Origin of the sequence: Salipiger sp. PrR007 (assembly GCF_010499845.1) — a bacterium.
Lineage (GTDB): Bacteria > Pseudomonadota > Alphaproteobacteria > Rhodobacterales > Rhodobacteraceae > Salipiger > Salipiger pacificus_A.
Window position 1 is genome coordinate 56,543 of record NZ_JAAGOZ010000014.1, and the last position, 25,962, is coordinate 82,504.

The following is a 25,962-nucleotide window of genomic DNA, read 5'->3' on the forward strand; positions in this document are numbered from 1 at the left end:
CATTGCGCGCCAATTTGCACGTCTAGGTCGATCTTCCTGCGGGATTTCGCCCATGGCGGTTGCGGCGTGCAGTGCCTTGTCGGGAAATGCCAATCTACCGCGCAGTCCGCGGACAATTGCGGCGCGCGTCGTCCGCTCCAGCCAGATCACCGAAACGTTACGCCTGGATATCCGGGTCGGGTGCGCGCCCCGGCGCCGCAACGCGGCGGTCTGGTCCGCAGAGCACCCCTGCCAGAAAGCTCCGGTAGAGATCGAGCCGCCGCAGCGCCTCGCGGTTGGCGCTCTCGATCTGCGCGGCGAGCTGGCCGCGCCTGTCGAAGCCGTCGAGGATCAGCGCCTCGACCTCGGCACTGCTTGCGGTGCGGCAATCGGCGACATGCCCATAGCCGAGCGTGCCGAACAGGCCGAGGAACTTGCGGCTGTAGGCCATGGGCAGCACCGGCACACCCGAGGAAAAGGCGGCGATGCAGGCATGCATCCGCGCCCCGAAGACATAATCCATGGCCGAGATCACGCTCTTTGCCTCGCTGGGCCCGGGCGCCGGTGGCTCGACGATCACTGCCGGAAATTCCGCGCCGAGCTGCTCGCAGGCGCGCTGGTCGTCCTCTCCCGCGCCCGAGGCGCTGTCGATGATCACATGTCCGATGAGATGCACCACGCAGTCGTCCCGCTCCGAGAACTCCCGGATGAGGCGCCGCAGCAGTGTCGGGTAGTCCATCTTCAGGCCGAACTCGTTCTTGCCGGTGTAGCCGCCCGCGAAGAGCAGACCCGAGACATTGATCCCGACATGGATCTTCCCGTCGACCTCATGTGCCTTGGCGCGCGGCGCATAGGGCAGGTGAAAGGCGACGTCCGTGGCCTCGATCAGGGTGATGCGAACGTCCCCGAAGCTCCGCACATACTCCGAGGACAGCGCATCGCGCGCGCAGACAAAGGCGGCGCGGCGCAGGATCCAGGCAGCGGCGCGCCGGGCCCAGACGCGATTGAACGGGCCGATGGTCTGGGGCGCAAAGCCGAGCGGCGTGCCGGTGCCGGTCACCGCTGCCTGGGCGGCGAGCTGCATCACGAAGCGCTTGGGGCCGTAGATGTCGGTGAAGCTGTCGCCGCCGCAGATGTCGAGCACCAGATCGCAGCGCCGGGCCATCGCCCGCAGCCCGTCGCGGCGCAGGATGAAGCCGCGGGACAGCGGGTGATAGCGCAGGTTCGGCCGCTCGATGTAGACCGGGTGCGGCTCGTGCCAGGCGGTCAGCTCGAAGCGGATGTCCCGTCCGAGCGTCGCCGCCACCTCCTCGAGAATGCGGATATCGGAGAGGGTCAGCGCGCCGATCCCCAGGTTCGACGAGGTGACCGTGTGCCCCAGAAGGCCGATGACCAGCTCCCCGCCCGGGTCGCGCGGCATGGGGCTCATGCGCGTCATGCCCCGCTCGAATTCAACGTGGTGGCCGCGCGCGACGCGCCCTGCCCCTCCGGATCCGGCGCGAAATGGGTGTCCGACCCGATCATCGAGACGCCCTCGTAGCGCGAGAGGCCCGGCGTCGGCCCGATCATCTCGAGCAGCCGCTGGTTGCTTTCGGCAAAGGCGCCCGCGTAGCGGCGGCGCACCACCTCGAGCACCGGTCGGCGGCCGGCCGCGTAGCGCCGCAACGGCGGCAGTTGGAAGAGCTTCGACGTGCCCCGGTGCAGCCAATGCCCGGCGGCGCCGAGATCCACCAATGTCGCGGTCGAGGTCGGTCCGCTGCGCAGCAGATTCACCACACGCAAGGCGCCGACCGCCGCCTCGGGGGCGCTGGCGCCGACCCGCGCGCGGTTGACCTGCCGTGGCCCGGCGATGCCGCTGAACTCGGCCACCTGGGTCGCCACGGCCATGGGGTCCGCCGCCAGCGCCTCGTTGGCAACCACCAGCACATTGCCCGCCCCGAAGAGCCGCCGGTATTCCGCCACCAGACGGTCATATTGAAAGTGCCTGTGATCGAAGGCGCCGTAACCCGGCTCGACCCGGGCGTCGAAGAAGTCCTGCGGCGACAGGGTTCCGGCGCGGCGCAGGTATTGCATGTAGGTCGAGACGATGGCGGCGAGCTGCTCGCGGATGGTGATGAGGATCCGCGCCCGCGGGAAACAGACCTTCAGCCGCTCGGCGCAGAGCAGGCAGTCGCGCGCGCCAAAGAACGGGTTGCCCGAGAGGATCTCGGACGAGAGCATCGGCACAGAGCCCACCGGCACCTGCGCGAGCGGGCCGGCGACGCGGGCGGCGACCTCTTCGGGATCGAAGGCCAGCGGGTAGGGCCGGACCAGCGTCTCGAAGATCTCGCGGTGGTCCAGCAGTTGGACATAGCCGTTCTCGGGCACGAAGAGCGTCCGCTGGAGCCAGGTCGTCCCAGTCTTGTGGTAGCCGATGTGGATGAGACGCGGTCCCGCCGCGGGGGAACTATCCATTCGCGGGGCCTCTCTTTGCGGACGGGGCAGCGCTCCGCTTCAGCCTCAGCGACAGGAAGCGCAATGCCTCCTGCATGGTCATCGCGCTGCACAGCAGGGCGACGAGCAGCAAGAGGCTCCGAAGGCTGAAGATGTGGGCGGGATCCGACGGGACCGGCCAGATCTCTGTGACCAGGACCAGCAGCGCAAAGCTCGCCCCGGCGAGGACGAGCGGCCAGATCATCACCCCGGCCTTCAGGCCGACCCGGTGCCGGACCAGCGCGATCGAGGTGAGGCCGGAGAGCACTTCGCCGACGATCGAGATGAGCACGATCTGCCGCAGATCGGCATCGAGCCAGAGCGCCGCCGCCAGCGCGACCGGCAGCACGCTGACCCGCACCAGGCTGGCGAGCATTGGATTGCTGGTCTGGCCGGTCGCCACCGCAATGGTCGAGGGGCCGGAGCGGGCGACGCGCAGCCCCTGGGCGATGCAGAGCAGCACGAGCAGGTCGACCGCCGCAGCAAACTTCGCGCCGAAGAGCATCACGAAGACCCAGGGCCCGATGATCGACATGACGACCGCAAAGGCCAGCCCCGCCAGCAGCGGCACCTGCAACGACACCTGTACCACATCCTGAAAGTCGCTGCCCGCGTTTCGCCGCTCGGAAAGCAGCGGCAGCATGAGGGTTTGCAGCGTCTTGCCGATGATCAGCGTCGGGGTGAGCGCCAGCGTCAGCGCGGCGCTGAACCAGCCCAGTTCTGCCAGCCCCATCCGGTTCGCGACGATCAGGCGCTCGCCGTTCATCACCACGAACATCAGCGCCCCGTTGATCATCAGCGGCAGGCCGAAGCCGGCGATGCGCAGCATCAGCTCCCGGTCGAAGACGGCGCCGTAGCGGCGCTCGGCATAGACGTGCGACAGCAGCACCATCAGCGCGTGTTGGATCAGGATCGACAGCATCATCGCCCGGTAGTCCCGCAGCCAGTAGGCCAGCGGCACCACGGCAAGACAGGCGACAAGCTGCGCCACCAGCGGCGTCATGACGATGCCACGGAACTCCCGCCGCCGCTGCACGCGGAAGATGTCGAGATGCCGGAAGCCACGCATCATTGGCACCAGCGCCAGCGTCTTGAAGGCCGGCAGCGCCTCGGGCGCCTTGAAGAAGTGGGCCAGCAGCGGCGCCAGCAGGAAGAGCAGCAGGGCCAGCCCCATGCCGCGGGCGATCTCGAGCAGGTGCATCGTGTTCTCGAGCCGCGGATCGTCGCCATCTTCGGCCTGCACCAGCATCCGGTCACCGGCCATGTTCGAGGCCAGCTCCAGCACCGCGACGATGATCGCGAAGGTCATCGCCACCCCGTAGTCCTCGAGCGGCAGCAGCCGGGCGAGGAAGACGTTGCGCACGAAGAGAAACAGCGCGCCAAGCGCGTTGCCGCCAAAGATGAAGAGGCCGCTGCGGATCATCGCGCCCCTCCGCCGATGGGTGCGCGGCAAGGCGGACCCTCGGGCCTCTCACGCTTCATCGAGCGGCCTCCCCATGGCTTGGCGCAGCATCCAGCCCGCGCGGACAAAGCGCAGCCGGAAGAGCGTCGAGGCTGCCCGCCTCCTCTCTGCCGCCGAGCCGAGCCGCGGCGAAAACAGCACCTTGGGCAGATGTCCAAAGGGCGAAAGCGTGACCAGCGCCGCGCGTGCGATCCATGGCAGGCGGGCGGCCTGTCCGGGGTGGGCCAAGGCAAAGCTCTCGCGGGTGAGCCGCAGCCACTTCCTGCGCAGCGCCGGCCAGTCGGAGCGGCTGGGGTGGGCGACCACGAGATCGGGCGCATAGTCGATCCGGTAGCCCTTGGCGCGCGCGCGGTGACACCAGTCCTTGTCCTCGGCGAGCCCGTGGGCCAGTGGCCCGGTGTCGTCGTAGATTTGTCGCCATGTCAGCAGGTTGGCGGTCACGGCAAACCCGTGGTGCCGAACGTAGTCCTCCTGCCGGAAGGCAAAGACCGACTCGAAGGCCTGCGCTCCGCTGCGCGGCGGCGGCGTTTCGTCGAAAATCCGCACCGCCCCGCCGACGATCTGTGCTGCCTCGATGCGGCGGAAGGCGACGGCCAGCCAATCCTCGGCAGGGACGCAGTCGGCGTCGAGAAAGAACAGCCGCGGCGCACGGCTTTCGGCCACGCCGCGATTGCGCGCGGTGGCCGCGCCGCGCCCGGGCTCGGTGACGAAGCGCACCTCGGGATGACGCGCGGCCAGCGCCTCGAGGCTCTCGCTGGAGCCGTTGTCGATCACCAGCACTTCGACCGGCAGGGGGCGCGGGTTTTGCTCGAGCGCCGCGAGGCAGCGCGCGAGGCGGTCCAGGTCGTTGTAATGGGGGATGATGACCGCCGCGGCCGGGCTCTTCGGAGGGCTCATCCGGTGTTCCTCTCGTCCTGCGCCGCGCCGCCTTCAGACGGCTCCTCGATGACCTTGAGATCCGCCATTTTCACCGGCCATGGCGGCCTGCGCTGACCCACGACCCGCGCGGGCGCGCCCGCGATGATCGAGAAGGGCGGAAAGCGGCCCCGCACCACGCTGCCCGCGCCGACCACGCAACCATCGCCGATCTCGGAGCCCGCCAGCACCGTCACCCCGCTGCCCAGCCAGACATCGCGCCCGATGACGACATCGCGCTCTTCCATTTCCTGATCGGTCACCGGCTGGCCGTCGTTGAAGCGGTAGCTCGCCGCCGTGACCATGACGTTCGGGCCAAAGAGCGCGTTCTCGCCGACGATGATCGCCCCGGTCGAGGGCCCGGCCCAGAGAATGCAGCCGCCGTTCACATGCACCCCGTCGCCGAGCCGTATCCGCTCCGGCTCGGAAAACCAGGCGGTGGGCGAGATCGTCACCCCCCTGCCCCGGTGGATGCGGCGCAGCGGCGCCACATGGCTGTAATTGTAGAAGTTCATCACCCTGAGCATGTGCAGGTAGGCGCGCGGGTCGATCACCGCGCCGAGCAGTCTGAGGAACCGGCGAAAGCGGGACATCGCATTCTTTTTCGACATGAAACGTCGCCCCCAAGAATGATTCTATCTAATCCTGAATTTCTTCGTACCCTCGCAACCAATGATTGCGCTCACGCCAGACCCGATCCCAGGTGAGCCGCCCGGGATGATCCGGCCGCCCCGACACAAGGGCCTGCAACCTGTAGAAGAAAAACCGCACCGCGGACCAAAGCCACAGAAGGAAAAGACCTATGGGCACGCTCCAGGGCGCCCAATGCTCGCGGATGAGTGTAGCACGGGCCTGCCCGACAAGGAGGATCTTCTCGGCGCGCACGTTGGTCGAGGCGCCGACAAGGTGCATGATCGTCGCCTCGGGGGTCACCATGGGCGTGTAGCCAAGCGCCCGCGCGCGGTGGCACAGATCCGCCTCTTCGCCGTACATGAAGTACTTCAGATCGAAGCCGCCCAGCCTGTCCCAAAGCGCCTTGGGGATCATCAGGAAGCAGCCGACGACGACATCCACCCGGCGCTCGCTGTCACGCTTCCAGTTGCCGATCGCCTCGGCGTTGAAAAAGCCGCTGCCCGGAAAAATCTTGTCGAGATAGAGCGCGCGGCACAGCTGACTGTGGATCGAGATCCGATTGCAGCAGGAGCCCGGGTTGAGCGAGCCGTCGGGAAAGACCGTCCGGCCACCGTAGATCCCGCCCTGCGGATTGCGGCGCGCGAAGGCCAGCAGGTTCGCCACCGCGTTGGCGTAGGTCTCGGTGTCGGGGTTGAGCAGCAGCAGCATCTCGGCATGGGCCAGCTGGCTCGCCAGGTTGTTGGCCTTGGCAAAGCCAAGGTTCTCGAGCGAGGCAACGGTCTGGATCTGGGGAAATCTCTCGCGGATCGCCTCGGCCGAGCCATCCTGCGAGGCGTTGTCGTAGACGATCACCTCGGCCAGCACGTCGCCGCCCGCCGCGAGCAGGGTCTCGATCGCCTTCAGCGTCAGCGCGCGGGTGTTGTAACTCACGATGAGGATCGACACCTCGGGAGGACCGAGGCGCGCCGCGTCACCGGCGGACCACAGGCGCAGCGGCCTCGGCGGCGCCGCGCTGCGCGCCGCCTGCGGGCATGGCACCTGCGCGGGGGGCTCCGCCGTCCGGGCTGCAGGGAGGTGTGACATGGGCATTCCAATCGCAAGCATGGGAGTCAGGCTGACCGGGAGGGAGACGGCATTCCGGACAGCGCGGGGAGGCGGGAGCTTCGGGAAAAGGTCACGGGCAGCCTACGCTTTGGCCCGTTGTGCGGCGCGGGGCCGGTCCCGAGCATCCACGACCCGCTGCCCAACAGAAAGATCACGAGGACATAGGCTTCGCGCCAGACGTGCACCGTCCAGAGCGCGAGGAAGAGGGCCGCAAGGGTGACCACATAACCCTCGCGGTAGGCGCGCACGCGCGGGTCGGTGATCTTGCGCGTCGCGAGGGTCAGGGGCAGCCACAGAAAGCCGATGAGCATCAAGAGCCCCGCGGGAATGCCGTGCCGCAGCGCGACCAGCATCCAGAACATGTCGATGCTGTCGGACATGCCCGGCAGGTTCACCCAATCCCCGAGGCCGATGCCGAACAGGGGCGCGGCGCGGATGTTCGCGAGCGCGAAGCCGAAGATCCGGACCCGGTTGAAGGCCGTGTCCGGGTTGAAGGCGATCGTGCCGATGACAAGGTCGAGGAAGTAACCGGTCGACAGCTCAAAGACCACGAGTCCGCCTGCGACAAGCGCCAGCAGCATCCAGCGTTCGCGGAGGGGCTTGGTGATGGCGCTCCAGACCAGCAGCGCGACCTGCAGCACCATCGCGATGAGCGCCCCGGACGACAGCGACAGAAAGGCGACGCCCCCCACCAGGCCGGCCCGCGCGCAGCGCAGAACGGCGGGCTGGCCGTCGCCCAGCACCCGGTAGGTCAGGGCGACGAACGCCCCGATGCAGATGCCGAAATGGATCGGGTGATCGAGCGTCGCCTGCACCCGCTCGAGCCCCAACCGGCGCAGCGGCGGCACCTCGGGCTGCGAGGGCAGGATCGCGTTGGTCAGATGCAGCAGCAGGTTGTAGCCGGTCACCGTCTCGAGCAAGGCAAAAGGCGTCAGGAAGAGCACGATGCCGAACATCACGCGGACCATTGCGGCAAAGCTCGCGGCATCGCGGATCATGCAGCGCCCGAGGAAATAGGCCCCCAGCGTCTCGATCGTATTGATGCCGCCGAACTCGATGGCCTCGGCCAGCCCGTGGCGCAGGGTCATGCCCAGGAAGACCCAGACGCAGAAGGCGACCATCGCCACGTCGGAGACCAGAAGCCGCCCCGCGCCGCCGCGCAGCACCCGGAGCGTCAGGGGCAGCAGCAGCACCAGCAGCAGGCCGCGCGAGGCCGAGAGCTTCAGTGGCCCGAGGCTGATCTGGAAGGCGATGAAGAGCGACAGCAGGAACAGGCTCACCGACAGCGGCAGCACCCGCGGCACGGCGGCGGCGCCCAGCCTTGTGGCGCGGCGTCTTGGCCCGCCCTTGAGCGCCTCAACCGACATCGGAGCGCATGTCCCGGTTCAGTGGCAGCAGCTTGACCTTCGAGCCCGCGTTGACGCGCGCGCCCTCCGGTGCTGCGCCCTCCTTGGCCGACTCCCCCGGGCGCGCCGGGGTGAACCCGTAGTCGAGCGGGCCGCGCCCGTAGAGTTCGGACAGGAACTGCGGCGGGCAGTCGTTGACGAAGGCTCCTATGAGATTGTCCCCGCCCCGATCAAGCAGCGCCACTGCGGATTTCGTCCGCGCCAGCCCGGCATGGCCGTGGCGCACCACCAGCACGGTGCCATCGAGCTGCGGCGCCAGCGCCTCGGCATCCGCGGTCATGCACACCGGCGGCATGTCGCAGACGATCAGCTCGAATGTCTCTCGCAGCCGGGCCAGCAGTTGCGTCATGTGCAGCGAGGCCAGCAGCTCGGTCGGGTGTTTCGAGGCCTCGACGCTCGGCAGGATGTAGAGCGGCAGCGCGCCCTCGCCCGGTTCCTCCACGACATAGCCGTCCGGGCCGCGCCCCGAGGCCAGCAGCTCCGCAAGCCCGTTCTGCCGAGGCCCGGCGGTGCCGCGCGACTGGGGGTGCCGCAGGTCCGCCTCGACGAGGACGGTGCGCAATCCGCTGCGCGCGGCTGCCCGTGCGACCTCCCGTGCGACCAGCGTCTTGCCCTCTTGCGCCGCCCCCGAGGTGAAGCCGATCGCCACCGGCCCCTTGCGCAGGTCGGGCATCGCCAGCGACAGCAACCGGCGGATCGACTCGTCGAAAAGCGGCCGGTTCCTGCCACGGTCCGGTGCCGCCGCCAGCACGTGCAGCCCGAGCTCCTCGAAGTGCCGCGGATACCGCAGCTTCTTGTTCAAGAGCTCGCGCAGGGCGAAGACGAGCGAGGCGGCGATGAAGGTGGCGGCGGTCGCGGCAAGCGCGAACCGGCCCGGTCCAGCGGCGGCGGGATCGCTCGGCACGGTGGCCCTGCTGACCACGCGGATCGGGTGCGACTGGATGTTCTGCAGTTGCTGCACCTCGTTGCGGCGCTTGAGCAAGTCGCGGTAGAGCCCCACGTCCGCGTCATGGGTCATCTGCCGCAGCGCGACGGCATCGCTGCTGAGGTCGGTCTGCGCGGACTGGATCCGCGTCCGGATGCTCTGCAACTGCGCATCGAGCCAGGCGACCATCTCGGCGCTCGCCGCGTTGACCCGGCCATTGTACTCGAGCAGGAAGGCCTCGGGCAGGTGGTTGGCGATCCGCGTCGCGGCCTGCGGATCGGGCGAGGTGACGGTGATCGAGATGAGCTGTGTGAGCTCGTTGGTGTTGGTCTCGATCACGGCCGCGAGCTGCTGGATCACCTCGAGCGGCGTGTCCGCCGCCGTGCCGCCGGGCGGCATGGCGGGCAGCGCCTCGTCCTCGCCCGAAATGAGAGCGGCGGGCACTATCGCCGTGATCCGGTCCTTGAGCGTTTCCTTGATGAGCACCCGCTTCGAGCGCAGCGCCTCGGGCTGCTGCACCAGATCAAGATCGTTCACCACCCGCGTCAGCACCGGCACCGACTGGATGATCGCCGCCTCCTTCACGATCGGTGCCACCTCGTTGACCCAGGTCACCTTGGTGTCATCCGCCAGCGCCGCGAAGGCGGACTCCGAGGTCAGAAGCCGCTCTTCACGTTCGTCGAACCAGACGATCGACGTGGCGCTGTAGAGCGGCGGCATCGGCAGCAGCGCGAGGTAGGTGATCGCGCCCATGACCAGCCCGGCGAGCAGGCTTGGCAGGATCTTCCGCTTCACCGCCTGCAGGACATCCAGCACCGAGAGCGTCAGGCCGGTGTCGAGTGTTCCACGGTCGGTCATCGCTGCCTCCAGTCCCGCTGCGACGGGATTTTGCCGGACATCTCCCTCTCCTTCGGCGCGGTGCGTGGGGGCTGGGAAGGACGGTTCATGACTTCAGGCCCAGTTCGCGGATCAGCATGCCGGAGAACTGCCGCAGGTTCTGCCGCCACCCGGCCTGCCGCGCGTTCCGGGCGAGAAAGAACCCGTCATACCTCGGCGCCCATCTCAGCAGAGCGCGCATCGCCATCAGCCGGGCCAACAGGAAGCGCCGCTTGCGCACCTGCCCGGGCTGCATCGGCTCGAGCTCGCGGATGTCGAAGGGCTGCGTGCGGACCGCGCCCCGCGCCTCGGCCTCCTGCAGGCAGCGCGCGCCGATTTCTGTGCGGGCGATGACGAGGCTGGTCCCCTCGCCCTCCTCAAAGCTGGGATAGCCCTCGGCGTCGGTGTGCCAGGCATCGGCGCAGACGAGATCGGCAAAGCTGCCGATCCCGTCCGGGCAGAGCTTGCACCGCTTCTGCACGTGCCGCGACAGGATCCCGCCCCAACTGTCGCGGTAGCTCATCCGCGCGGTGCTCCCATCTCGCAGTGTCGCCGTGGCAAAGCCGGGCCAGCCGTCGCCACGGTAGCGGAAAGCGGCAAGCTGCCCTGGATCGACCCCCATCTTCCCGAGCACCTCGCGCGCGCCCGCGGCGCTGGGAATGCCGGCGCAGAAGAACGACAGCGTGATCACAACCTGCTGGTCGATCCGCGGATCGAGCCGGGCCATCTGGCGCAGCGTCGCCACGTCACAGGGCTTGCCGACAAAGGCGATCCGGCGGCCGCTCTCCAGCGCCCGGCCCAGTTCAAGCAGCGGCGCCGAAGGCGCGTAGCGCGAGCCCGCCGCGGCGAAGATCTCGTCGCGGTGGGTGCTGAGCACCCCGCGCGTGCCCGTCGGCTCCGCAACCGAGGCGGCGGTCTGCACCACCACATCGACCGCGCCGCTCTGCAACAGATGCACCAGCAGCCCCGACAGCACGCCGCCCGATGAACCGTTGTGGCGCAGCGCCGGGTCCGTCGCATGCCCAGAGCGGAGCGCGACATGCGGGCCCCAGAGCACGTGCTCCTCGCGCCCGCCTGCCGCGAGCGCCAGGTGCCGCCCGGGGCAGACCTGCCGGATGGCGCGCTCCTGCCGGGGCGAGAGCGCGGCCTGCTGCACCGGACGCAGGTAGCCCGGCGGTGTCATCGCCATCCGCACGGCGCCCGGCGCCAGCAGGGCACAGCCGCCGCATCCGGCGCAGGTGTCCGCCGCCAACACCTGATCGAGTGTCGCTGAGCGGTTTGGTACAGGGTTCGGAGCCAGGGCGTTCATTGCCTCTCCCCAGAGCCCAAGCGCCGGTCCTCTCGGGCCGCACGCCGGGCTTGATGCCACTTCAGTCTTCCGGGACCTCGGCAGAGGCCGGGGCGCCCGGGGGTCGAACTTCGTGTCGGAACTCGGGAACCAGAGTGAACTTCGGCAAGCACACGCGCCGCGCAGAGCCCGGCGTCACAGGGCGCACCGCCCGCGCGTCCCTTGCCCGGCTACTGGCCGGGGACCGGGGCCGCGCTGAGCCGCACTTCGACGAGATCGCCGGGAAGAAGCGCCATGTCCTCTTCGCCGCCAAGCTCGAATACCTCTTCCCCCGCCCCAGCGCCGCGGCGGAGGGTGATGCGGACCACGCCTTCCTCGAGCGCGTCGGCGTAGTCGGCGCTCAACAGCAAGAGCTGCTGGCGGGCGGCGGTCAGCCGGGCGCGGGTGGTCTCGCGGTCGACCAGCGCATCGCTCAGCAATTCCAGCGAGTCGCGTCGGGCCTCGTCCTCGAAATCTCCGAGGTCGAAGTTGATCCGGGCGAGATCCTTCTCGGCGGCGGCCAGATCGCTGGCTGTGTCCAGCCGCCGGGTCGCCGAGGCCAGCAACGCCCGACGGGTTTCGGTGACCCGGTCGACCTCGACAAGCCCGCGCGCGCGCAGGGTGCGGATGCGCTCGTATTCCTGCTGGTCGGCGTCTTCTCCCTCGAGCTCGGCGCCGAGTTGCTGGCGCAGGACGTCGATCTGATGGGTGACCGCCCTGCGCGCCTCCAGCAAATAGCTCCGCCTGCTCTGCGTTCCCGCGACGCCGGCCACGAGCCGCTGGGTCTCGACCTCCTCGACGGTCTCGGTGCCGGAGGTGGCCGTGATCGCCGCATCGGTGCCGGGGTCGAGCTCGGCCTGATAGCGGCGCACGCGCACGTCGAGTGCCGCCAGCTCGGCACCGAAGGCGTCGATGTTGCCCTGCACCTGGGCGATCTGCGCCATCGGGTCGCGCACGTAGCCCAGATCCTGACCGATCCCGCCCGAGAGCGTCAGCGCCCGCCGCACCGTCAGCCCCGGGGTGAAGGCAAAGGCGCCCGGCGCCTTCACCTCGCCCGACACGTAGACCGGGCGGAATTCGGTGACCGACAGGCTGACCTCGCTCGGAGAGATCGGGAACAGCGTCTCGCGCCCATCGAGGGTGCGCTGGCGGAAGGCGACCTCCCCGAAGCGCCGGGCCACATCCTCCTCGGCGGCGCCGACCGTCTGGCCGCCCAGGCTGACCCGCCCGATCAGCGGTAGCGAGAGGGTGCCATCCGCGCCGATCCTCAGGTCGCGGTCGAGATTGGGCAGCCCGGCGACGCGGATGTCGACGCGGTCACCCGGTTGCAGCACGTAGCCCTCGGCCTGCGCGGGGAGCGGCGCGAGCAGGACCGCAAGCAGCGGCCCGATCAACGACCAGAGCGAGAGGCGGGCGGTCAGGGGCATTGGGCGACGCCCTCCCGCGCTGGTCCCGACTTGCATGGCGGCTCGGTCAGCGCGAGCGCGTGCCCCGGCGCGCCTGTGCCGCCGGTGGGCGGAGACATCCCCCCGGCCTCGATCGCCGCGATGACCCGCGCATAGCGAAAGAGCATGGCACCCTCCTCGGTCATCACCGCGCCCCGCTCCCGGTCGCGGCGCGTCAGAGTGTTGCCGCGCAGCTGCCAGCCGAGCGCCGCGCCCTCGGTCAGCGAGACGTAGCCCTGTACCGTGGCATAGTCCCGCGACAGATCCGGCAGCACGTTGCCGCTGACCTTCACCTCCGACGAACGGCGGGCTATCGACAGGATCGGTGTCGCGATCTTGCCCGTTCCCGCGCCCGGTTCCTGCAGAAGCAGGTTGCCGGTCACCGCAAGCCCGGTCGTCTCGCCCACCACCAGCGCATTGATATGGGCGGTGAGGATCACGTTGCCCTCGATCACCATGTCCTGGAAGAAGAACTCTTCCGACGCCTCGTCCGCCTCCGCCTTTAGATTGCGCATGAAGAGGCCCTGCGCCCTCTCGTCCTGCGCCACCGCGCGCTGCACGAGCAGGTTGGCCCGGATGACCACGTCGCGGGTCGCCGCGTCGGAGTTGGTCGTCCAGAATTGCATGAGGTCAGGATGATCGCCCCTGTGCTCTGCCTCGGCGTGGCGCCACGGGTGCAGGTCGCGAACGGTGTTGCGCTCGATGCGGGCATGCTCGAGCTGGCCGAAGGTCATCCCGTCCGAGCGGACATCGTGCACCAGATTGGCCGAGACCTCGAGCCCCGCCACCCTCTCGAAGGAAAACCCGCGGTAGACGCCCGTGACCTCATTGCCGGTCACCGTGATGTCCCTGGCGTTCTGAACGCGGATCCCGATGCCGGCATAGCTGCCCGCCACGAGCCCCTGCTGCCGTGCAACCGCCACCGCGTCGCGCGGATCGGCGCCGACCCGGTCCGAGACAGGCGCGCCGGCGAAGCGACAGCCCCGCACCGTGATGCGCCGGGCGGGGGTACCGCCAGAGCCGCGCACCTCGAGCATGGCCAGCAGTTTTCCCTCGCCCGCCCCGGGGTCGTGGCGGAAGTCGAGCTGTTCGAGCACCACGTTGCGCGCGCCGTGCAGCGCGATCCGCTCGAAGCGCGCCCGGTCGGCGGGGTCGGCGGAACTCAGCGTCACCGGGCGGTCAAAGGCGCCCGCCGCCCCACGCAGCGCAAGCGTACCGTAGTCGCCGGGCGCCAGCGCGATCACCTCGCCGCCGCGCGCCCGCGCCAGGACGCCGCGCAGCTCCTGCGGCCCCGCCACCCTGAGCACAGTCTGGCGGGCAACCGATCCCGGCGGCTCCGCCCCTTGGGACAGGGTTTGCGCGCCGACGGGCTTCGCCGCAAGCGCAGCGGCAGCCAGCAGCACGGCAACCGCACCCCAAACGCGCCATCCGCGCAGGGCGGACGGGCGGGGCCGGGGCTGTGTGCTGCCGCGAGTCGGCCCGGCGGGGATCGGCACGCCAACGTGCCGGCCAGCAACCATGAGCCATTCTCCTTTGTCGCGATGCCGAAATTCCTGACACGGTGCTAAAAGTCACTGTGCGCGGCCGAGGCTGGCGCGAAAAAACGAAATCAGAATAGCACGAACCGCGCCGATCCTAGGAAAACTTGGCCTATGCGCGCGCCTTCGCCCGCCCAACGGCGGAGAATTGCTTCTTGATCGAGCAACCAGAAGGAGAGGGGAGCCCGCGCGGGGCCGTCGATGCCCTCTTGCGAGGGCATCGCGCCTGCCGCGCCTACATCATCCCCGGCAGCCAGAGCGACAGCTGCGGGATCGCCACGAGCAGACCCAGCGTCACCAGCATCGCCAGCCAGAAGGGGATCACCCCCCAGAAGATATCGATCAGCGGCACGTTCTTGGCCACGGATTTGACGATGAAGACATTGATCCCCACCGGCGGCGAGATCAGCCCCATCTCGAGCGTCAGGACCACCAACACCCCGAACCAGATCGGGTCGATCCCCAGCGACAACACCACTGGCATGAAGATCGGCAGGGTCAGCACCAGCATGGCCAGCCCCTCGAGGAAGCAGCCCAGAACGAGGTAGATCGCGAGGATCAGCACCAGCGTGCCATAGGCCCCGAGATCGAAGGAGACGAGCATCCGGCTCACCTCGGCGGGCAGGTGGCTGAGCGCGATGAACGGGTTGATCAGATGCGCCGCGATCAGGATCAGCATGACCGAGGCGGTGGTGACCACGCTGCTCTGCGCCGCCTGCCAGAAGCTGCGCAGATCGAGCGTACCGCTCAGCGCGCCGATGCCGATGACCAGCGCCGCGCCGACGCCCGCCGCCTCGGTGGGCGAGAAGATGCCGGTGTAGATACCGCCGATGGTCAGCAGGATCACCACAAGGATCGGGATCGCGCCAAGGAAGGCGCGGCGTTTCTCGGCAAGGGTGGTGGACGGCCCCTTGGGCCCCAGCGAGGGCTTCAGAGTGCAGAGCAGCAGGACGGTCAGCAGGAAGAGCGTCAGCAGCAGGATGCCGGGCAGGATCCCGGCCATGAACAGCCGCCCGATGCTCTGCTCGGTCAGGATCGCGTAGATCACGAAGCCGGTCGAGGGCGGGATCAGGATGCCCAGCGTGCCCCCCGCGGCGACCACGCCGGTCGACAGGCGCGGGTCGTAGTTGAAACGGTCCATCTCGGCCAGCGCGGTGCGGCCCATGGTCAGCGCCGAGGCGACCGACGAGCCCGAGAGCGCGGCAAATCCGCCGCAGCCGATCACCGTCGCCGCCGCCAGCCCGCCGCGCACCTGCCCGATGGTGGCATAGGCGGCCTCGTAGAGCCGCCGGCTCATCCCCGTCACGCTCGCGACGTTGCCCATCAGGATGAACAGCGGCACCACGATCAGCTCGGAGTTGGAGGCCAGCGCGAAGGTCTCGGACGACAGCAGGCCGGTGGCCGCCTGCAGACCGTTGAGCAGCCAGATCCCGGCAAAGCCGACGGTGAACATGGCAAAGGCCACCGGGATGCGCAGCAACAGCAGCACGAGAAGCAGCACGAAGCCGGTGGTGCCGACGAATACGGGGCTCATGGTGTCTCCTGTCCCGAAGCGGGCGCGGGGCGGATCCCCAGCGCCGCGCAGGCCGCGCGCATGACCAGCGCCAGCGCGGCCACCAGCGACAGCGCGCAGAGCGCGTACTGAAACCACGCCGTCGGCAGGCGCAGCAGGTTGGTCGAGAGGTTCAGCATCTGGCTCAGCTGCGCGCTCTTGAAGACCGTGTAGGCGATGAGCACGAAGATCACCGCCCCGAGCAGCCCCGCGGCCACGTCGATCGCCCGGTTCAGCCGCGGCGAAAGATGCGGCTCGAAGATGTCGACGACGATGTGCCCGTCGTCGCGGGCGCAGAGCGCCATGCCGCCAAAGACGATGATCACCATGGTCATGATGACCAGATCCTGCGCGCCGTAGAGCGGCATGCCGAAGTTGCGGCCGATCACGTCGACCACGATCACCCCGACAACGAAGAGCAGCCCCAGCGTGCCGAGGAACGCGGACAGGCTGATCAGCCCGTCCGCGGTCTTTTGCAGCATGGCGCGCATCACTCGCCCCGCATCGCGGCCAGCGCCGCCGCGCCGCCGACCTCGGCGACATAGGCGTCGGTCACCTGTGCCAGCGCGTCGTCGAAGGCCTTGCTCTGCGCCGCGTCGAGATCGTTGACGGTGATCTCGCTCGAGGCCCGCGCGGCGTCGAGCGCCTCGGCCGCGGTGGCCACCCAGGCCTCTTCGGTCTGCTTCGAGATCGCCTCGCCCTTGACCGCGTCGAGCGCGGCCTTGGCCTCGGCAGAGAGCCCGTCGTAGACCGGCTTGTTCATCACCGTGTAGAAGGTCAGCCGTCCGAGGTTCGGCCCGGTGGTGACGTTCGAGACCACTTCGCTGAGCTTGAAGTCCGACAGCACCGAGGCGCCGCTGACCAGACCGTCGATCAGCCCGGTCTGCAGGCCGTTGTAGACCTGCGTCATCGGCAGCTGCACCGGGGTCGCGCCAAGCGCTTCCATGGCTTCGGCGGCGATCGAGCCGGCGACGCGGATCTTCAGACCCTTGAGATCGCCGGGGCTGGTGACCGCCTTGTCCCGCATCATCAGGATGTTCGGCTCGGCGCCCCAGAGGGCGATCGCCTCGGTCATCGGGAACTCGGATTTGAGCTCACCCTCGTAGGCGCGCCAGAGCGCGGCATAGCCGGGCTCGTCCAGCGGCAGCGCGCCGGGCAGTTCGAGGATCAGCGTCTTGGGGAATTGCGACGAGGTGTAACCCGGCAGCCCCCAGCCCATGTCCGCCGTGCCCTGCACGATGCGCACATATTGATCCGCGGGGCCCGCGCCAAGCTCGCCGCCGTGGAAGGCGCGCAGCGTCACCGCCCCCGAGGTGCCCTCGTCGACCGCCTTGGCCAGCGGCTCGATCTGCGCGTCGGTGATGGTGTGGAACGGCGGCGCCCAGTTGGCGTATTTCAGCTCCTGCGCGCCGACGGTGGTTGCCAGGGTGACGGCAAAAGCCGCCCCAAGGGTGACAGACGTGATCTTCATGGTTCTCCTCCCGTTTGAACCTTTGTCTTCCCGGCGCCTGCCGCGTTTGGCAGGGCGCCTCTTGCCGCCGATCCGGCGGCGGAGCGCGACCGCCGCCCTCAGGCGGCGATGACCTCTTCCAGCGCCGAAAGGTCCGCCGCCGCACCCGAGGCCAGCAGCCGCCGTGCCTTCATGTGCACCCGGGCGTTGTTGACGGTCTCGACCGCGGCCAGGCCGCGGTCGTCGAACCGGGCAACAACCCCCTCGGTGACGACCTCCTCTGTCGCTCCCGGACCAGCGTAGCCGGCAATCTGCAATTTCTGGTCGCCCTGATCGGACCAGAACCAGGGCAGCGCGGCATAGTCCGCGGTCTCTCCCTTGGCGATCCGCGCGGCGATCAGCCGGGCGTGATCGGTGGCGGCCTGCACGCTCTCGAGCCGCAGCGGCGCCCCGGTGCGCGGGTCGGGGAAGCAGGCGCAGTCCCCGAGCGCGAAAATCGCCGGGTCCGACGTGCGCAGCCCCGCATCCACCGTCACGCCGTTGGCAGTGGCGAGCCCCGCCGCCTCGGCCAGCTCGCTGTTGGGGCACACCCCGGCGGCCAGCAGCACGACCTCCGCCGCCACATGCGATCCATCGGCCAATGTCACCCCTGCGGCATCCACGGCCACGGCGGGCTGCCCGAGGTGCAAGGCCACGCCCTGCGCCCGGTGCCAGCGCGCAAAATGCTCCGACATAGCCGGCGAGACGGCGCGGGCCATCAGCCGCGGCGCGGCCTCGATCACGCTGATCTCGTGGCCGAGCTTGCGCGCGACTGCGGCAAACTCGAGCCCGATGAAACCGCCGCCGATGACCGCGATGCGCTGCGGGGCGGCCAGCACCATGCGCAGCGTCGCCGCATCCTCCAGCGTGCGCAGGTCAAGCGCGCGCTCCAGCCCCGCGATCGGCGGCCGCAGGTTGCGCGTGCCGGTGGCGAGGATGAGCTGCTCATAAGGCAGACGCTGGGTGCCGCCCGGTCCGCTCAGCAGAACCTCGCGGGCCGCGCGGTCGATCTCCTCGGCGCGGGTCTGTGGCAGGTAGCGCACCTCTTTCGAGGTGAAGAAGCTCTCGGGCCGCAGCGCCAGCGCCTCGGCATTGCCCTCGAGCAAATAGGCCTTGGATAGCGGCGGGCGCTGGTAGGGCAGCCCCGGCTCGGCCCCGACCAGCGTCACCGGCCCGGCATAGCCGCTCTGGCGCAGGCTGATCGCGGCCTGCAGACCGCCCTGCCCGGCCCCGAGGATCAGGACCCCCGGCTGGCTCAAAGCTGTTCCTCGGGCAGGTGCACCACCAGCCCGTCCAGCGACGGCTGTAGCTTGATCTGGCACGACAGGCGCGAGCGCTCGGTCACCTCGGCCGCGGCGCCCTCGAGCATATCCTCCTCGTCCGCCGAACGCTCCCCGGTACGCTCTGCCCAGGCGTCGTCGACGTAGCAGTGGCAGGTCGCGCACATCATCGAGCCGCCGCATTCACCGACGATCCCGTCGAGATCGTTCTGCACCGCCGCCTGCATGACGCTGGTGCCCTCCTCGGCCTCGATGGTGGTCGCGCTTCCGTCCTGGGCGACGTAGGTCACCTTGATCATCTGTTTCTCCTCCTTGATTTGCGCCCTGCCGGGCTCAGTTCAGCACGACCGGCAGGTTGATCGGTCCGCGGAAGCCGAAGCCCTTCCAGACCACCGCCTCCGGGTCCGGCAGCGTCATGTTCGGGAAGCGGTCGAACAGCATGGGCAGGATGATCTTGCCCACCGTCCGCCGCGCCACATGCGCGCCGGCGCAATGGTGCGGGCCGTTGCCGAATGCCTGATGCGGGTTCTTGTCACGGAAGACGAAGAAATTCTCGCCGTCCTCGTAGATCTCCTCGTCGCGGTTGGCCGAGGCCTGGACGGTCATCACCGTGTCGCCCTTGAGGATGTCGTAGCCGCCAAGCTCGGTGTCCTCGAGCGCCCGGCGCGAGCTGACCTGGATCGGCGCGACCCAGCGGATGCCTTCCTCGAAGGCCTTGTCCCAGGCGTCCTGCGCACGCACCTCGGCGAGCTGCTCCGGGTTGGTCAGCAGCCCGTAGACGATCGTCGCCAGCGCGTCGCGCGGCTCGTTGATGCCGCCGCCGATGGCGATCTTGATGTTGGAATAGATCTGGCTCATCGGGATCGGATCGTCGGCGTTGAGCATGACCGAGAAGGCCGAGCCGTCGGGCTCGGCGCGGCGTTTGGGCTCGAGCGCGGCAAAGAGCGCGTCCATCTCGTCGTTGGCGGCATCCGAGGCGGCAAAGAGCTCGGGCTTCCAGCCGAAGTTGCCGGCGCCGTCGATCAGAACCTGAGACCAGCGCTGCATCTGCTCGTCATTCGCCTCGGGGATGCCGAGGATATGCGCGAGGATGCGCGCCGCCAGCGGCCCGCAGAGTTCCGAAAAGAGATCCACCGTCTCGCCACGCGGCAAGCGCCCAACATAATCCTCGGCCATCTGCTCGTAGAGCGGGCCCCAGTCGGTCTTGATCATCTTCGGGGTCAGCGACTTGGAAATCGCCTTGCGTTCGACGAAGTGATCCTGCCCGTCCTTGCGCATCAGCGTGTGCGCGCGGAAGGCCGGCTTCATCGGCGTGTGCGGATCGTCGCTGCTGAACAGCTCGGGGTTTTCCTTCACGGCCTTGGTCAGCGCCGCCTTGGTCAGCAGGGTGCGGCCGGTCGCCGCGACCCGCAGCACGGGGCTTTCGGCCCGCAGCCTGCGGTAGATCGGATAGGGATCCGAACTCAATTGATCGAGCGTAATCGCTTCGTCGAGCGGTGCTAGCGCCATGAACTCCTCCCAAAGCTCTCCTCCGGCAGCTGAATAGAAGACGGGGGCTTGCCGAGCAATGCGATGGAATGATTAACTCCCATCAAATTCTTTGATGCCTATTCCCCGACCCCAGGAGAGCCCATGCCGTCCGCCCCGCCAAACCCGGCAAGCATCGATTTCGCAGCCCTGAACCTGCTGCGCGTGGTGCATGAGCTCGGATCCTTCACCGCTGCCGCCGAGAAGCTGAACGTCAATCAATCCGCTGTGAGCTACACCATCGCCAAGCTGCGCGCCTGTTTCCAGGACCCGCTCTTCGTGCGCGAGGGCGGCCAGCAGGTGGCCACTGAGCGCTGCGAGGATATCCTCGCGCGATCGCTGCAGATGCTCGGGATGCTCGACGAAATGCTGCAGCCCGACGCCTTTGAACCGGCACAGGCGCAGCAGAACGTGACCATCGCCTGCAACTACTACGAGCGCGTGCTGCTGATCCCCGGCATCATAAGCGCAATCCGGCGGCAGGCGCCGGGGATGACGGTGAAGGTGATCAGCTCGCTGGGAGACGGGCACCTGCGGCTGCTGCGGCGCGAGGCGGACGTGCTGATCGGCCCCTTCGCCCGCGCCGAGTCGGGCTTCCATTCGCGCCGCCTCTATTCCGAGGAATACGCCTGCCTGATGGATGCCGCGCATCCGAGCGCCGAGGCGAAGCTCGACGCCGCCAGCTACCTGTCGCTGAACCACGTGCTGATCGACTACGGCGCGGGCTGGCAGTCAGCCTACCTGCGTGAGCTGGAGGCCGCGGGGCACAGGCTCCTGCCGACCATCACCGCGCCCAGCCCCGCCGGACTTGGCACGCTGATCTCGGGCTCGGACCTCGTGGCCACCATCCCGCGCCGGCTCGGCGAGCGGAATTTCGAGGAGCTCAAGGTGACCGACTGCCCCTTCCCGGGAGCCTTCGACGTCTCGCTGGTCTGGGCCGCGCATACCAATGCCTCGGCGATGCACCGCTGGCTGCGCGATCTCATCTGGACCGCCTGTCGCGGCTGAGGGCAGCACCGGGCGTCAGGCCGCGTCGGCGCTCCAGACGGTCCAGCCCTCGCGGGTTCCGCGCCCGAAAAGCTCGAGGAACGGGCCCCAGCTGCAGCGCTCGATGAGCCCGTATTGCGCGTCGGGCTTCTGCGCCAGGGCCGGATCGCCCCCCGCGTCGGGCTGGAGGAAGTTCACCGTGCTGCGCGCGGGCGCCAGGGTCCGCACGTTCTTGCCCCGGATGCCGAAGAGCAGAAGCGCGGTGGCGTCGGTGAAAATCTCCGGCCCCTCCTCGCCCTGAATGTCCGAGGACTTCTGCCAGACGATGTTGCTGGTGTACTTGAACCCCCAGGACCGCAGCAGGCTCATCCCCTCGGGCAGCCGCGCGTTGGGCACCCACAGATAGCAATGCGCGCGGTCGTCCATGTGCTCGGCCACCGGCAGCGCGCAGAGCTCCTCGAAGGCGCCCCCGCCAAGGCTCTCAGCCGGGCGATCCCGGAACGGATCGGCAAGGACGCATCCGAATTTCTGCCCTTCGAGGAAGGCGTTCAACTGGGTCGCGGGGCGCGCAGAGTCATCCATCGGTCATGTCCTTGTTTCGCAGCCCCGGTATCTTGGGATTGGCCCGGAAAGTCGACCCTTGATCCACCGCGACACCGCGTCCGGCGGGCACCGGCTGTCGGACTGCTGCAAGGAGGCTGCACCTGCGGCGCACGCGGTGCCGCGCAGGATGACGGGCGCCTGCCCCTGCGCAGCCTCGCCGACCCGATGGACGTATCGGGAGCCCCGGTGGCCGGGGCCCGGGGCCCAACGGTCACGCCGACCGGCGCCCGACGATCTCGAAGCCAAGGTCGATGACCGAGGCGCCGCCGTCCGCCCCCTGAAGCCGTGCCAGCATGGCCTGCGCGGCGGCCCGGCCAAAGGCCGCCATGTCGACGCGCACCGTGGTGATGCCCGGCTCGACCGTGGCGGCAAACTCCTGGTCGCCGAAGCCGATCACCGCGATCTGCCCCGGCACATCGAGCCCCTGTGCCTGCGCCTCGATCAGAACGCCGTGGGCGAGCAGATCCGACGAGCAGTGCACCACGCCGCCGGAGAAGCCCTGCTCGAGCAGTCCGCGCAGCCCGGCGCGTCCATTGGCCAGCGAGGCCTGCGCCTCGAAGAGCATCTTCGAGACCGGCGCGCCGCCTCTGCGCTCCCATTCGCGCGCGAAAGCCTCGCTGCGCCGCCGAGCGCGCTCGTCGCCCGCCGAGACCACGCCCGCCTGCGAATACCCCTTGCGGCGAGCGTATTCGGCGGCGGCCCGTCCGGTCTCGGCGTGGTTGAACCCAACGCAGAAATCGATCGGGCTGTCGGTGATGTCCCAGACCTCGGCCACCGGGATCTCGGCCCCGAGCAGCATCCGCCGGGCCTGCGCGCTGTGGTGGATGCCGGTCAGGAACATCGCGTCGGGCCGCCGCGACAGATGCGCGGCGATGAGCTTTTCTTCGTCCTCGGGGCCAAACCCCGTCTCGGACAGCAGGATCTGGTAGCCCGCTTCGCGCATCTCCTCGGAGAAGGCCTTGACCATCGAGGAATAGACGATGTTGGTGATCGAGGGCACCAGCGCCGAGATCAGCATCGACTTGCTGGAGGCCAGCGCCCCGGCCAGCGCGTTGGGCACGAAGCCGGTCTGGGCGATGGCTTCCTGGATCTTGGCCATGGTCGCGGGGGAGACCTTCGAGGGATCCGACAGCGCGCGCGACACCGTCACCTGGCTGACACCAGCCAGCCGTCCCACCGTCTCCATGGTGACGCCGCGGCCCTGGCCCTTGCGGGCGGCCCGCGGCTTTTTCGCTTGATCTTCGTTCATCGCGCGCATCTTCGGTCCAGCCGCTGGCGGGCGCAAGCCTCAGACGGGCTCTTCCGCGATCTGACGGTTCTTTTTCGCCATCAGCACGGCCCCGGCCACCGAGCCGATGATCAGCACCCACAGCAGCACCGCGATCCAGCTCTTGGTGAAGAAGATGGTGACATCGCCGAAGCTCTCGAGGCTCTTGACGAAATAGATCTCTGCCGAGGGCCCGAGGATGAAGCCGATGATGAAGGGCGCCACCTCGAGCCGCAGCTTGGTGAAAAGCCAGCCCAGCACCCCGAAGATCAGCAGCGTCCAGACGTCGAACATGATGCCGTAGTTGATCGTGTAAGCCCCGATCACGCACATCATCAGGATCACCGGGAACAGGATATGCTTGGGGATGGTCACCACCAGCGCGAAGTAGCGTATGGCGAAGTACATCATCGCGAACATGGCTAGATTGGCGATCAGCATGGCGATGATCATCGCGTCCCATGTGCCGGGGTTGTTGCCGATGAACAGCGGGCCGACCTGGATGCCCTGCAGGGTGAAGGCACCGATCAGCAGCGCCGTGGTGGAATCCCCCGGAATGCCCAGCGACAGCAGCGGCACCAGCGCGCCGCCGGTCAGACCGTTGTTGCCCGCCTCCGAGGCGATGATGCCGCCGGGCTCGCCCTTGCCGAAGCGCTCGGGAGTCTTCGAGAAGGTCTTGGCGTTGGTGTAGCTGATGATCGAGGCGGCCGACCCGCCGACGCCGGGCAAGATGCCGACGAAGGTGCCGATCAGCGACGAGCGCAGGAGGTTGATGCCCTGCCCCCGGAACACGCCAAAGGAAAAGCGCGCGTGTCTGCCGACGTTGATGTCCTTCGAAGAATGGCCTTTCGGCACGCCGATCTCGGCCTGTTCGAGGATCGCGGCAAGACCGAAGAGCCCGATCAGCACCGGCAGGAGGGAAAAGCCGCTCTCGAGCCAGTATTCGGTGCCCGGCGGCACGAGGCGCAGGTTGCCGTTGCCACCGTCCGAAATGTCGTAGGTGCCGATCAGCGCCACGAAGATCCCCAGCACCCCCGAGAAAATGCCAAGCAGCATGTCCGACGAGAGCGCCGCCATGACCGTGAGCGCGAAGAAGATGATCAGGAACTTCTCGACGTAGGAGAACTTGATGGCAAAATCCGCCAGCGTCGGCGCGAAGAGGTCGAGCACCAGCAGCGACACCAGCCCCCCGACCAGCGATGCGACGATGCCGATGCGCAGCGCCTTCTCTCCCTCGCCCTTCTGCGCCATGGGATAGCCGTCAAAGGTGGTGGTGATCGAGCTTGGCGTGCCGGGGATGCCCAGCAGGATGGCGGGCACCAGCCCGCCCGAAATGCCCCCGACGTAGAGCCCGAGCAGCAGCGCCAGCCCGTTCTCGAGGCCCAGCGAATAGGTCAGCGGCAGGCAGACGGCGACGGCCATGGTCGCGGTCATGCCGGGGATCGCGCCGAAGATGATGCCGACCAGCGTGCCGCCGACGATCAGCGACACGAAAAGAGGCGTGAGGATCTCGAACATGGCGGCTCCCTCAGGGCAGGGTCAGGAAGAGCGGATAGGTGAAGAGCCACCACACGAAGGTGGGCCCGACCAGCGCGACGATGAGCAGCGGCAGCACCTTGCGCGGCCCACGCTCGTGCATGAACAGCAGGCCGGTCGCCAGCAGATAGGGGATCGAGCACAGCAAGAAGCCCAGGCCGGTGTTGGGCCAGATGTCGCCCACCGGGACCATCAGCGAGAAGTAGAGCAGCGTCAGCGCCAGCGCGCCGAGGAACCGCGGCTTGTCCATGGCCCCCCAGGTGCGGCGCCAGGTGCCGCCCGCCGCCGCGATGCGCGCACGGTCGCGGATCACGATCGCCAGCCCGAGCAGCCCCAGAAGGAGGGCGATGAGCGTGGGGAAAATCAGGTGCGACGTGTCGAAGTCGATGGTCACACGGGTCAGGTCGCCCATTGGGTCCTCCCTATGGGTGGCAGGCTGCAGTGCGCCCGGCCGGACACCCCCGGCCGGGCGGTGAGATCCGCGGCGGTCAGGAGCCGGAGGAGATCTCGTCGATCACCTGCCTGTAGGTATCCCGCTTCTGGGTCAGGTGTTCGCGCGCTGCCTCGGAGGGCAGGAAGTCGGGAATGAAGAAAGCTTCCTTCTGCCGCTCCTGGATCTTGCCCTCGTCGTAGAGCTCGGTCAGCGCCGTATCGATCGCGGCGATGATCTCGGGATCCATGTCCTTGTTGTAGAGCAGGAAGAATTCCTTGTCGAAAGTAAAGTCCTCGCTGCCGTCGAGGGTCACGCTGGTCTCGGGGCTGGCATAGCCCAGCATGTCGGCGCGCGTCGTGTCTCCCATGCCGGCCTCGGGCGCCTGCTCCAGCGTCTCGGGGCGGGCGGTGATCCAGACGAAACGCATGGCCTTCTCGTCCGAGGGGTCAAGCTGGGTGAACTGCTCGTTGGCCTGGATCGAGCCGTTGATCACATCCGCCAGATCATCCCACATCGCCTGGTTCTTGTCGGACTGCGAGCCGGTGTTGACCGCGACGATATTCGCCTCGGACCCCGGCGCGCGCACCCGCGCGGCGTTCTTCATCGCGGTGAAGCCGATCTCGGAGACGCCGCCCGGCTGGATGGCGACGCGCACGCGCGTGCCCGACTCGGCGGCGGCAAAGATGTCCTCCATCGTCTGGTAGGGGCTGTCGGCCGGCACCAGATAGGCGTTGCCCGGGTTGATCGCCACGGTCGGGCCGACGGTGTAGTCGGCGAAGGGGTCGGCATAGCCGGTAACCCCGTAGAGGTTGCCGAGGAAGCTCTGGTCGTGGAACATCATGATCGTGGTGCCGCGCTTGTCGCGGGCCAGCGCCTTGAAGCCCTCCGAAGCGCCCACGGCATCGACCTTGATGTTGATCCCCAGCTTCTCCGCGAGCGCCTCGGCGACGATCGCGGAGTTCTGGTAAGTGTCGCCCCCGGTCGAGGTCGAGCCGATCACCATGCGCATGTTCCGCGGCAGGTTCTGCGCCTCGGCAGCCAGCGGCGCTGCGACCATGGCCGCGGCGGACACCGCGGCAAGAAGGGTTCTGCGGGTAAATGTCATCGTTTCCTCCCGATGGGCCGTCTTGCGGCCGGCTGTCTCGTGGCCGAGCGGTCTCCTGTCTCGCGCCCGGCCTGAATGGCCATACGCCATGTAAGCGCATA

23 protein-coding genes are annotated in these 25,962 nt (G+C 68.5%); 1 reads left to right on the forward strand and 22 read right to left on the reverse strand.

The genetic code is table 11. The features are described from left to right. Positions 1–157: 157 nt before the first annotated feature. The 17 genes from G0Q01_RS05475 to G0Q01_RS05555 form a co-directional block, all read right to left on the reverse strand. Positions 158–1,417, reverse strand: a complete 1,260-nt coding sequence (locus G0Q01_RS05475; RefSeq protein ID WP_164213062.1) for a polysaccharide pyruvyl transferase family protein — start codon at positions 1,415–1,417, stop codon at positions 158–160. Further along, positions 1,414–2,433 (reverse strand): sulfotransferase, encoded by a 1,020-nt coding sequence (locus tag G0Q01_RS05480; RefSeq protein ID WP_164213063.1) that lies wholly within the window; start codon positions 2,431–2,433, stop codon positions 1,414–1,416. The genes G0Q01_RS05475 and G0Q01_RS05480 overlap by 4 nt, the downstream gene beginning before the upstream one ends. After that, entirely contained in the window at positions 2,426–3,874 is a 1,449-nt protein-coding gene (locus G0Q01_RS05485) for an oligosaccharide flippase family protein (protein WP_164189822.1), read from the reverse strand. The genes G0Q01_RS05480 and G0Q01_RS05485 overlap by 8 nt, the downstream gene beginning before the upstream one ends. 48 nt (positions 3,875–3,922) lie before the next feature. Beyond that, positions 3,923–4,810 carry a glycosyltransferase family 2 protein gene (locus tag G0Q01_RS05490; RefSeq protein WP_164189824.1) on the reverse strand — a complete coding sequence of 296 codons (888 nt, stop codon included), beginning with the start codon at positions 4,808–4,810 and terminating at the stop codon, positions 3,923–3,925. Continuing rightward, positions 4,807–5,421 (reverse strand): DapH/DapD/GlmU-related protein, encoded by a 615-nt coding sequence (locus G0Q01_RS05495; protein WP_235939668.1) that lies wholly within the window; start codon positions 5,419–5,421, stop codon positions 4,807–4,809. Before G0Q01_RS05495 ends, G0Q01_RS05490 begins: the two co-directional genes overlap by 4 nt. A gap of 46 nt (positions 5,422–5,467) precedes the next feature. Beyond that, positions 5,468–6,544 carry a glycosyltransferase family 2 protein gene (locus G0Q01_RS05500; protein ID WP_164189829.1) on the reverse strand — a complete coding sequence of 359 codons (1,077 nt, stop codon included), beginning with the start codon at positions 6,542–6,544 and terminating at the stop codon, positions 5,468–5,470. A 26-nt stretch (positions 6,545–6,570) separates the two neighbouring features. Then, positions 6,571–7,932, reverse strand: a complete 1,362-nt coding sequence (locus G0Q01_RS05505) for an O-antigen ligase (RefSeq protein ID WP_164189831.1) — start codon at positions 7,930–7,932, stop codon at positions 6,571–6,573. Beyond that, entirely contained in the window at positions 7,922–9,754 is a 1,833-nt protein-coding gene (locus G0Q01_RS05510; RefSeq protein ID WP_164189834.1) for a hypothetical protein, read from the reverse strand. Before G0Q01_RS05510 ends, G0Q01_RS05505 begins: the two co-directional genes overlap by 11 nt. A gap of 85 nt (positions 9,755–9,839) precedes the next feature. Then, entirely contained in the window at positions 9,840–11,081 is a 1,242-nt protein-coding gene (locus G0Q01_RS05515) for a Coenzyme F420 hydrogenase/dehydrogenase, beta subunit C-terminal domain (RefSeq protein ID WP_164189836.1), read from the reverse strand. 209 nt (positions 11,082–11,290) lie between these two features. Then, entirely contained in the window at positions 11,291–12,526 is a 1,236-nt protein-coding gene (locus G0Q01_RS05520) for a polysaccharide biosynthesis/export family protein (protein WP_164189838.1), read from the reverse strand. Continuing rightward, entirely contained in the window at positions 12,517–14,064 is a 1,548-nt protein-coding gene (locus G0Q01_RS05525; protein WP_164189840.1) for a right-handed parallel beta-helix repeat-containing protein, read from the reverse strand. The genes G0Q01_RS05520 and G0Q01_RS05525 overlap by 10 nt, the downstream gene beginning before the upstream one ends. Positions 14,065–14,317: 253 nt before the next feature. Beyond that, positions 14,318–15,616: a TRAP transporter large permease gene (locus G0Q01_RS05530; RefSeq protein ID WP_164189842.1), complete on the reverse strand. Its 1,299-nt coding sequence runs from the start codon at positions 15,614–15,616 to the stop codon at positions 14,318–14,320. Continuing rightward, entirely contained in the window at positions 15,613–16,116 is a 504-nt protein-coding gene (locus tag G0Q01_RS05535) for a TRAP transporter small permease (protein ID WP_235939671.1), read from the reverse strand. Before G0Q01_RS05535 ends, G0Q01_RS05530 begins: the two co-directional genes overlap by 4 nt. A gap of 8 nt (positions 16,117–16,124) precedes the next feature. After that, positions 16,125–17,105 (reverse strand): TRAP transporter substrate-binding protein, encoded by a 981-nt coding sequence (locus G0Q01_RS05540; protein WP_164189847.1) that lies wholly within the window; start codon positions 17,103–17,105, stop codon positions 16,125–16,127. Positions 17,106–17,203: 98 nt separating this feature from the next. Further along, positions 17,204–18,382 (reverse strand): NAD(P)/FAD-dependent oxidoreductase, encoded by a 1,179-nt coding sequence (locus G0Q01_RS05545; RefSeq protein ID WP_164189849.1) that lies wholly within the window; start codon positions 18,380–18,382, stop codon positions 17,204–17,206. Then, complete coding sequence (locus tag G0Q01_RS05550; RefSeq protein WP_108970434.1) at positions 18,379–18,702, reverse strand: 2Fe-2S iron-sulfur cluster-binding protein; 324 nt, start codon at positions 18,700–18,702, stop codon at positions 18,379–18,381. Before G0Q01_RS05550 ends, G0Q01_RS05545 begins: the two co-directional genes overlap by 4 nt. Before the next feature lie 34 nt (positions 18,703–18,736). Further along, entirely contained in the window at positions 18,737–19,912 is a 1,176-nt protein-coding gene (locus tag G0Q01_RS05555) for a cytochrome P450 (protein ID WP_164189852.1), read from the reverse strand. A gap of 123 nt (positions 19,913–20,035) precedes the next feature. Here G0Q01_RS05555 and G0Q01_RS05560 point away from each other — a divergent pair, with 123 nt between their 5' ends. Next, on the forward strand, positions 20,036–20,938 hold the full coding sequence (locus tag G0Q01_RS05560) for a LysR family transcriptional regulator (RefSeq protein WP_164189854.1): 903 nt from the start codon (positions 20,036–20,038) through the stop codon (positions 20,936–20,938). A 15-nt stretch (positions 20,939–20,953) separates the two neighbouring features. Here G0Q01_RS05560 and G0Q01_RS05565 read toward each other — a convergent pair whose 3' ends face one another. The 5 genes from G0Q01_RS05565 to G0Q01_RS05585 all read right to left on the reverse strand — a co-directional run bounded on the left by G0Q01_RS05565 (position 20,954) and on the right by G0Q01_RS05585 (position 25,861). Then, positions 20,954–21,499: an MT-A70 family methyltransferase gene (locus G0Q01_RS05565; RefSeq protein WP_164189856.1), complete on the reverse strand. Its 546-nt coding sequence runs from the start codon at positions 21,497–21,499 to the stop codon at positions 20,954–20,956. 232 nt (positions 21,500–21,731) lie between these two features. Beyond that, positions 21,732–22,769 (reverse strand): LacI family DNA-binding transcriptional regulator, encoded by a 1,038-nt coding sequence (locus G0Q01_RS05570; RefSeq protein ID WP_235939674.1) that lies wholly within the window; start codon positions 22,767–22,769, stop codon positions 21,732–21,734. Between the two features lie 39 nt (positions 22,770–22,808). Then, on the reverse strand, positions 22,809–24,305 hold the full coding sequence (locus G0Q01_RS05575; RefSeq protein ID WP_164189859.1) for a tripartite tricarboxylate transporter permease: 1,497 nt from the start codon (positions 24,303–24,305) through the stop codon (positions 22,809–22,811). A gap of 10 nt (positions 24,306–24,315) precedes the next feature. Further along, positions 24,316–24,735 (reverse strand): tripartite tricarboxylate transporter TctB family protein, encoded by a 420-nt coding sequence (locus G0Q01_RS05580; RefSeq protein WP_108970439.1) that lies wholly within the window; start codon positions 24,733–24,735, stop codon positions 24,316–24,318. 76 nt (positions 24,736–24,811) lie between these two features. After that, on the reverse strand, positions 24,812–25,861 hold the full coding sequence (locus G0Q01_RS05585; protein ID WP_164213064.1) for an ABC transporter substrate-binding protein: 1,050 nt from the start codon (positions 25,859–25,861) through the stop codon (positions 24,812–24,814). Positions 25,862–25,962: the final 101 nt, after the last annotated feature.

Coding starts and splice junctions, on each gene's coding strand:
- G0Q01_RS05495 (WP_235939668.1), bottom strand. CDS start 5,421: ATGTCCCGCTTTCGCCGGTTCCTCAGACTGCTCGGCGCGGTGATCGAC.
- G0Q01_RS05490 (WP_164189824.1), bottom strand. CDS start 4,810: ATGAGCCCTCCGAAGAGCCCGGCCGCGGCGGTCATCATCCCCCATTAC.
- G0Q01_RS05570 (WP_235939674.1), bottom strand. CDS start 22,769: ATGAACGAAGATCAAGCGAAAAAGCCGCGGGCCGCCCGCAAGGGCCAG.
- G0Q01_RS05575 (WP_164189859.1), bottom strand. CDS start 24,305: ATGTTCGAGATCCTCACGCCTCTTTTCGTGTCGCTGATCGTCGGCGGC.
- G0Q01_RS05540 (WP_164189847.1), bottom strand. CDS start 17,105: ATGAAGATCACGTCTGTCACCCTTGGGGCGGCTTTTGCCGTCACCCTG.
- G0Q01_RS05555 (WP_164189852.1), bottom strand. CDS start 19,912: ATGGCGCTAGCACCGCTCGACGAAGCGATTACGCTCGATCAATTGAGT.
- G0Q01_RS05520 (WP_164189838.1), bottom strand. CDS start 12,526: ATGCCCCTGACCGCCCGCCTCTCGCTCTGGTCGTTGATCGGGCCGCTG.
- G0Q01_RS05565 (WP_164189856.1), bottom strand. CDS start 21,499: ATGGATGACTCTGCGCGCCCCGCGACCCAGTTGAACGCCTTCCTCGAA.
- G0Q01_RS05505 (WP_164189831.1), bottom strand. CDS start 7,932: ATGTCGGTTGAGGCGCTCAAGGGCGGGCCAAGACGCCGCGCCACAAGG.
- G0Q01_RS05525 (WP_164189840.1), bottom strand. CDS start 14,064: ATGGTTGCTGGCCGGCACGTTGGCGTGCCGATCCCCGCCGGGCCGACT.
- G0Q01_RS05480 (WP_164213063.1), bottom strand. CDS start 2,433: ATGGATAGTTCCCCCGCGGCGGGACCGCGTCTCATCCACATCGGCTAC.
- G0Q01_RS05530 (WP_164189842.1), bottom strand. CDS start 15,616: ATGAGCCCCGTATTCGTCGGCACCACCGGCTTCGTGCTGCTTCTCGTG.
- G0Q01_RS05585 (WP_164213064.1), bottom strand. CDS start 25,861: ATGACATTTACCCGCAGAACCCTTCTTGCCGCGGTGTCCGCCGCGGCC.
- G0Q01_RS05500 (WP_164189829.1), bottom strand. CDS start 6,544: ATGTCACACCTCCCTGCAGCCCGGACGGCGGAGCCCCCCGCGCAGGTG.
- G0Q01_RS05475 (WP_164213062.1), bottom strand. CDS start 1,417: ATGACGCGCATGAGCCCCATGCCGCGCGACCCGGGCGGGGAGCTGGTC.
- G0Q01_RS05550 (WP_108970434.1), bottom strand. CDS start 18,702: ATGATCAAGGTGACCTACGTCGCCCAGGACGGAAGCGCGACCACCATC.
- G0Q01_RS05510 (WP_164189834.1), bottom strand. CDS start 9,754: ATGACCGACCGTGGAACACTCGACACCGGCCTGACGCTCTCGGTGCTG.
- G0Q01_RS05535 (WP_235939671.1), bottom strand. CDS start 16,116: ATGCTGCAAAAGACCGCGGACGGGCTGATCAGCCTGTCCGCGTTCCTC.
- G0Q01_RS05515 (WP_164189836.1), bottom strand. CDS start 11,081: ATGAACGCCCTGGCTCCGAACCCTGTACCAAACCGCTCAGCGACACTC.
- G0Q01_RS05485 (WP_164189822.1), bottom strand. CDS start 3,874: ATGATCCGCAGCGGCCTCTTCATCTTTGGCGGCAACGCGCTTGGCGCG.
- G0Q01_RS05560 (WP_164189854.1), top strand. CDS start 20,036: ATGCCGTCCGCCCCGCCAAACCCGGCAAGCATCGATTTCGCAGCCCTG.
- G0Q01_RS05580 (WP_108970439.1), bottom strand. CDS start 24,735: ATGGGCGACCTGACCCGTGTGACCATCGACTTCGACACGTCGCACCTG.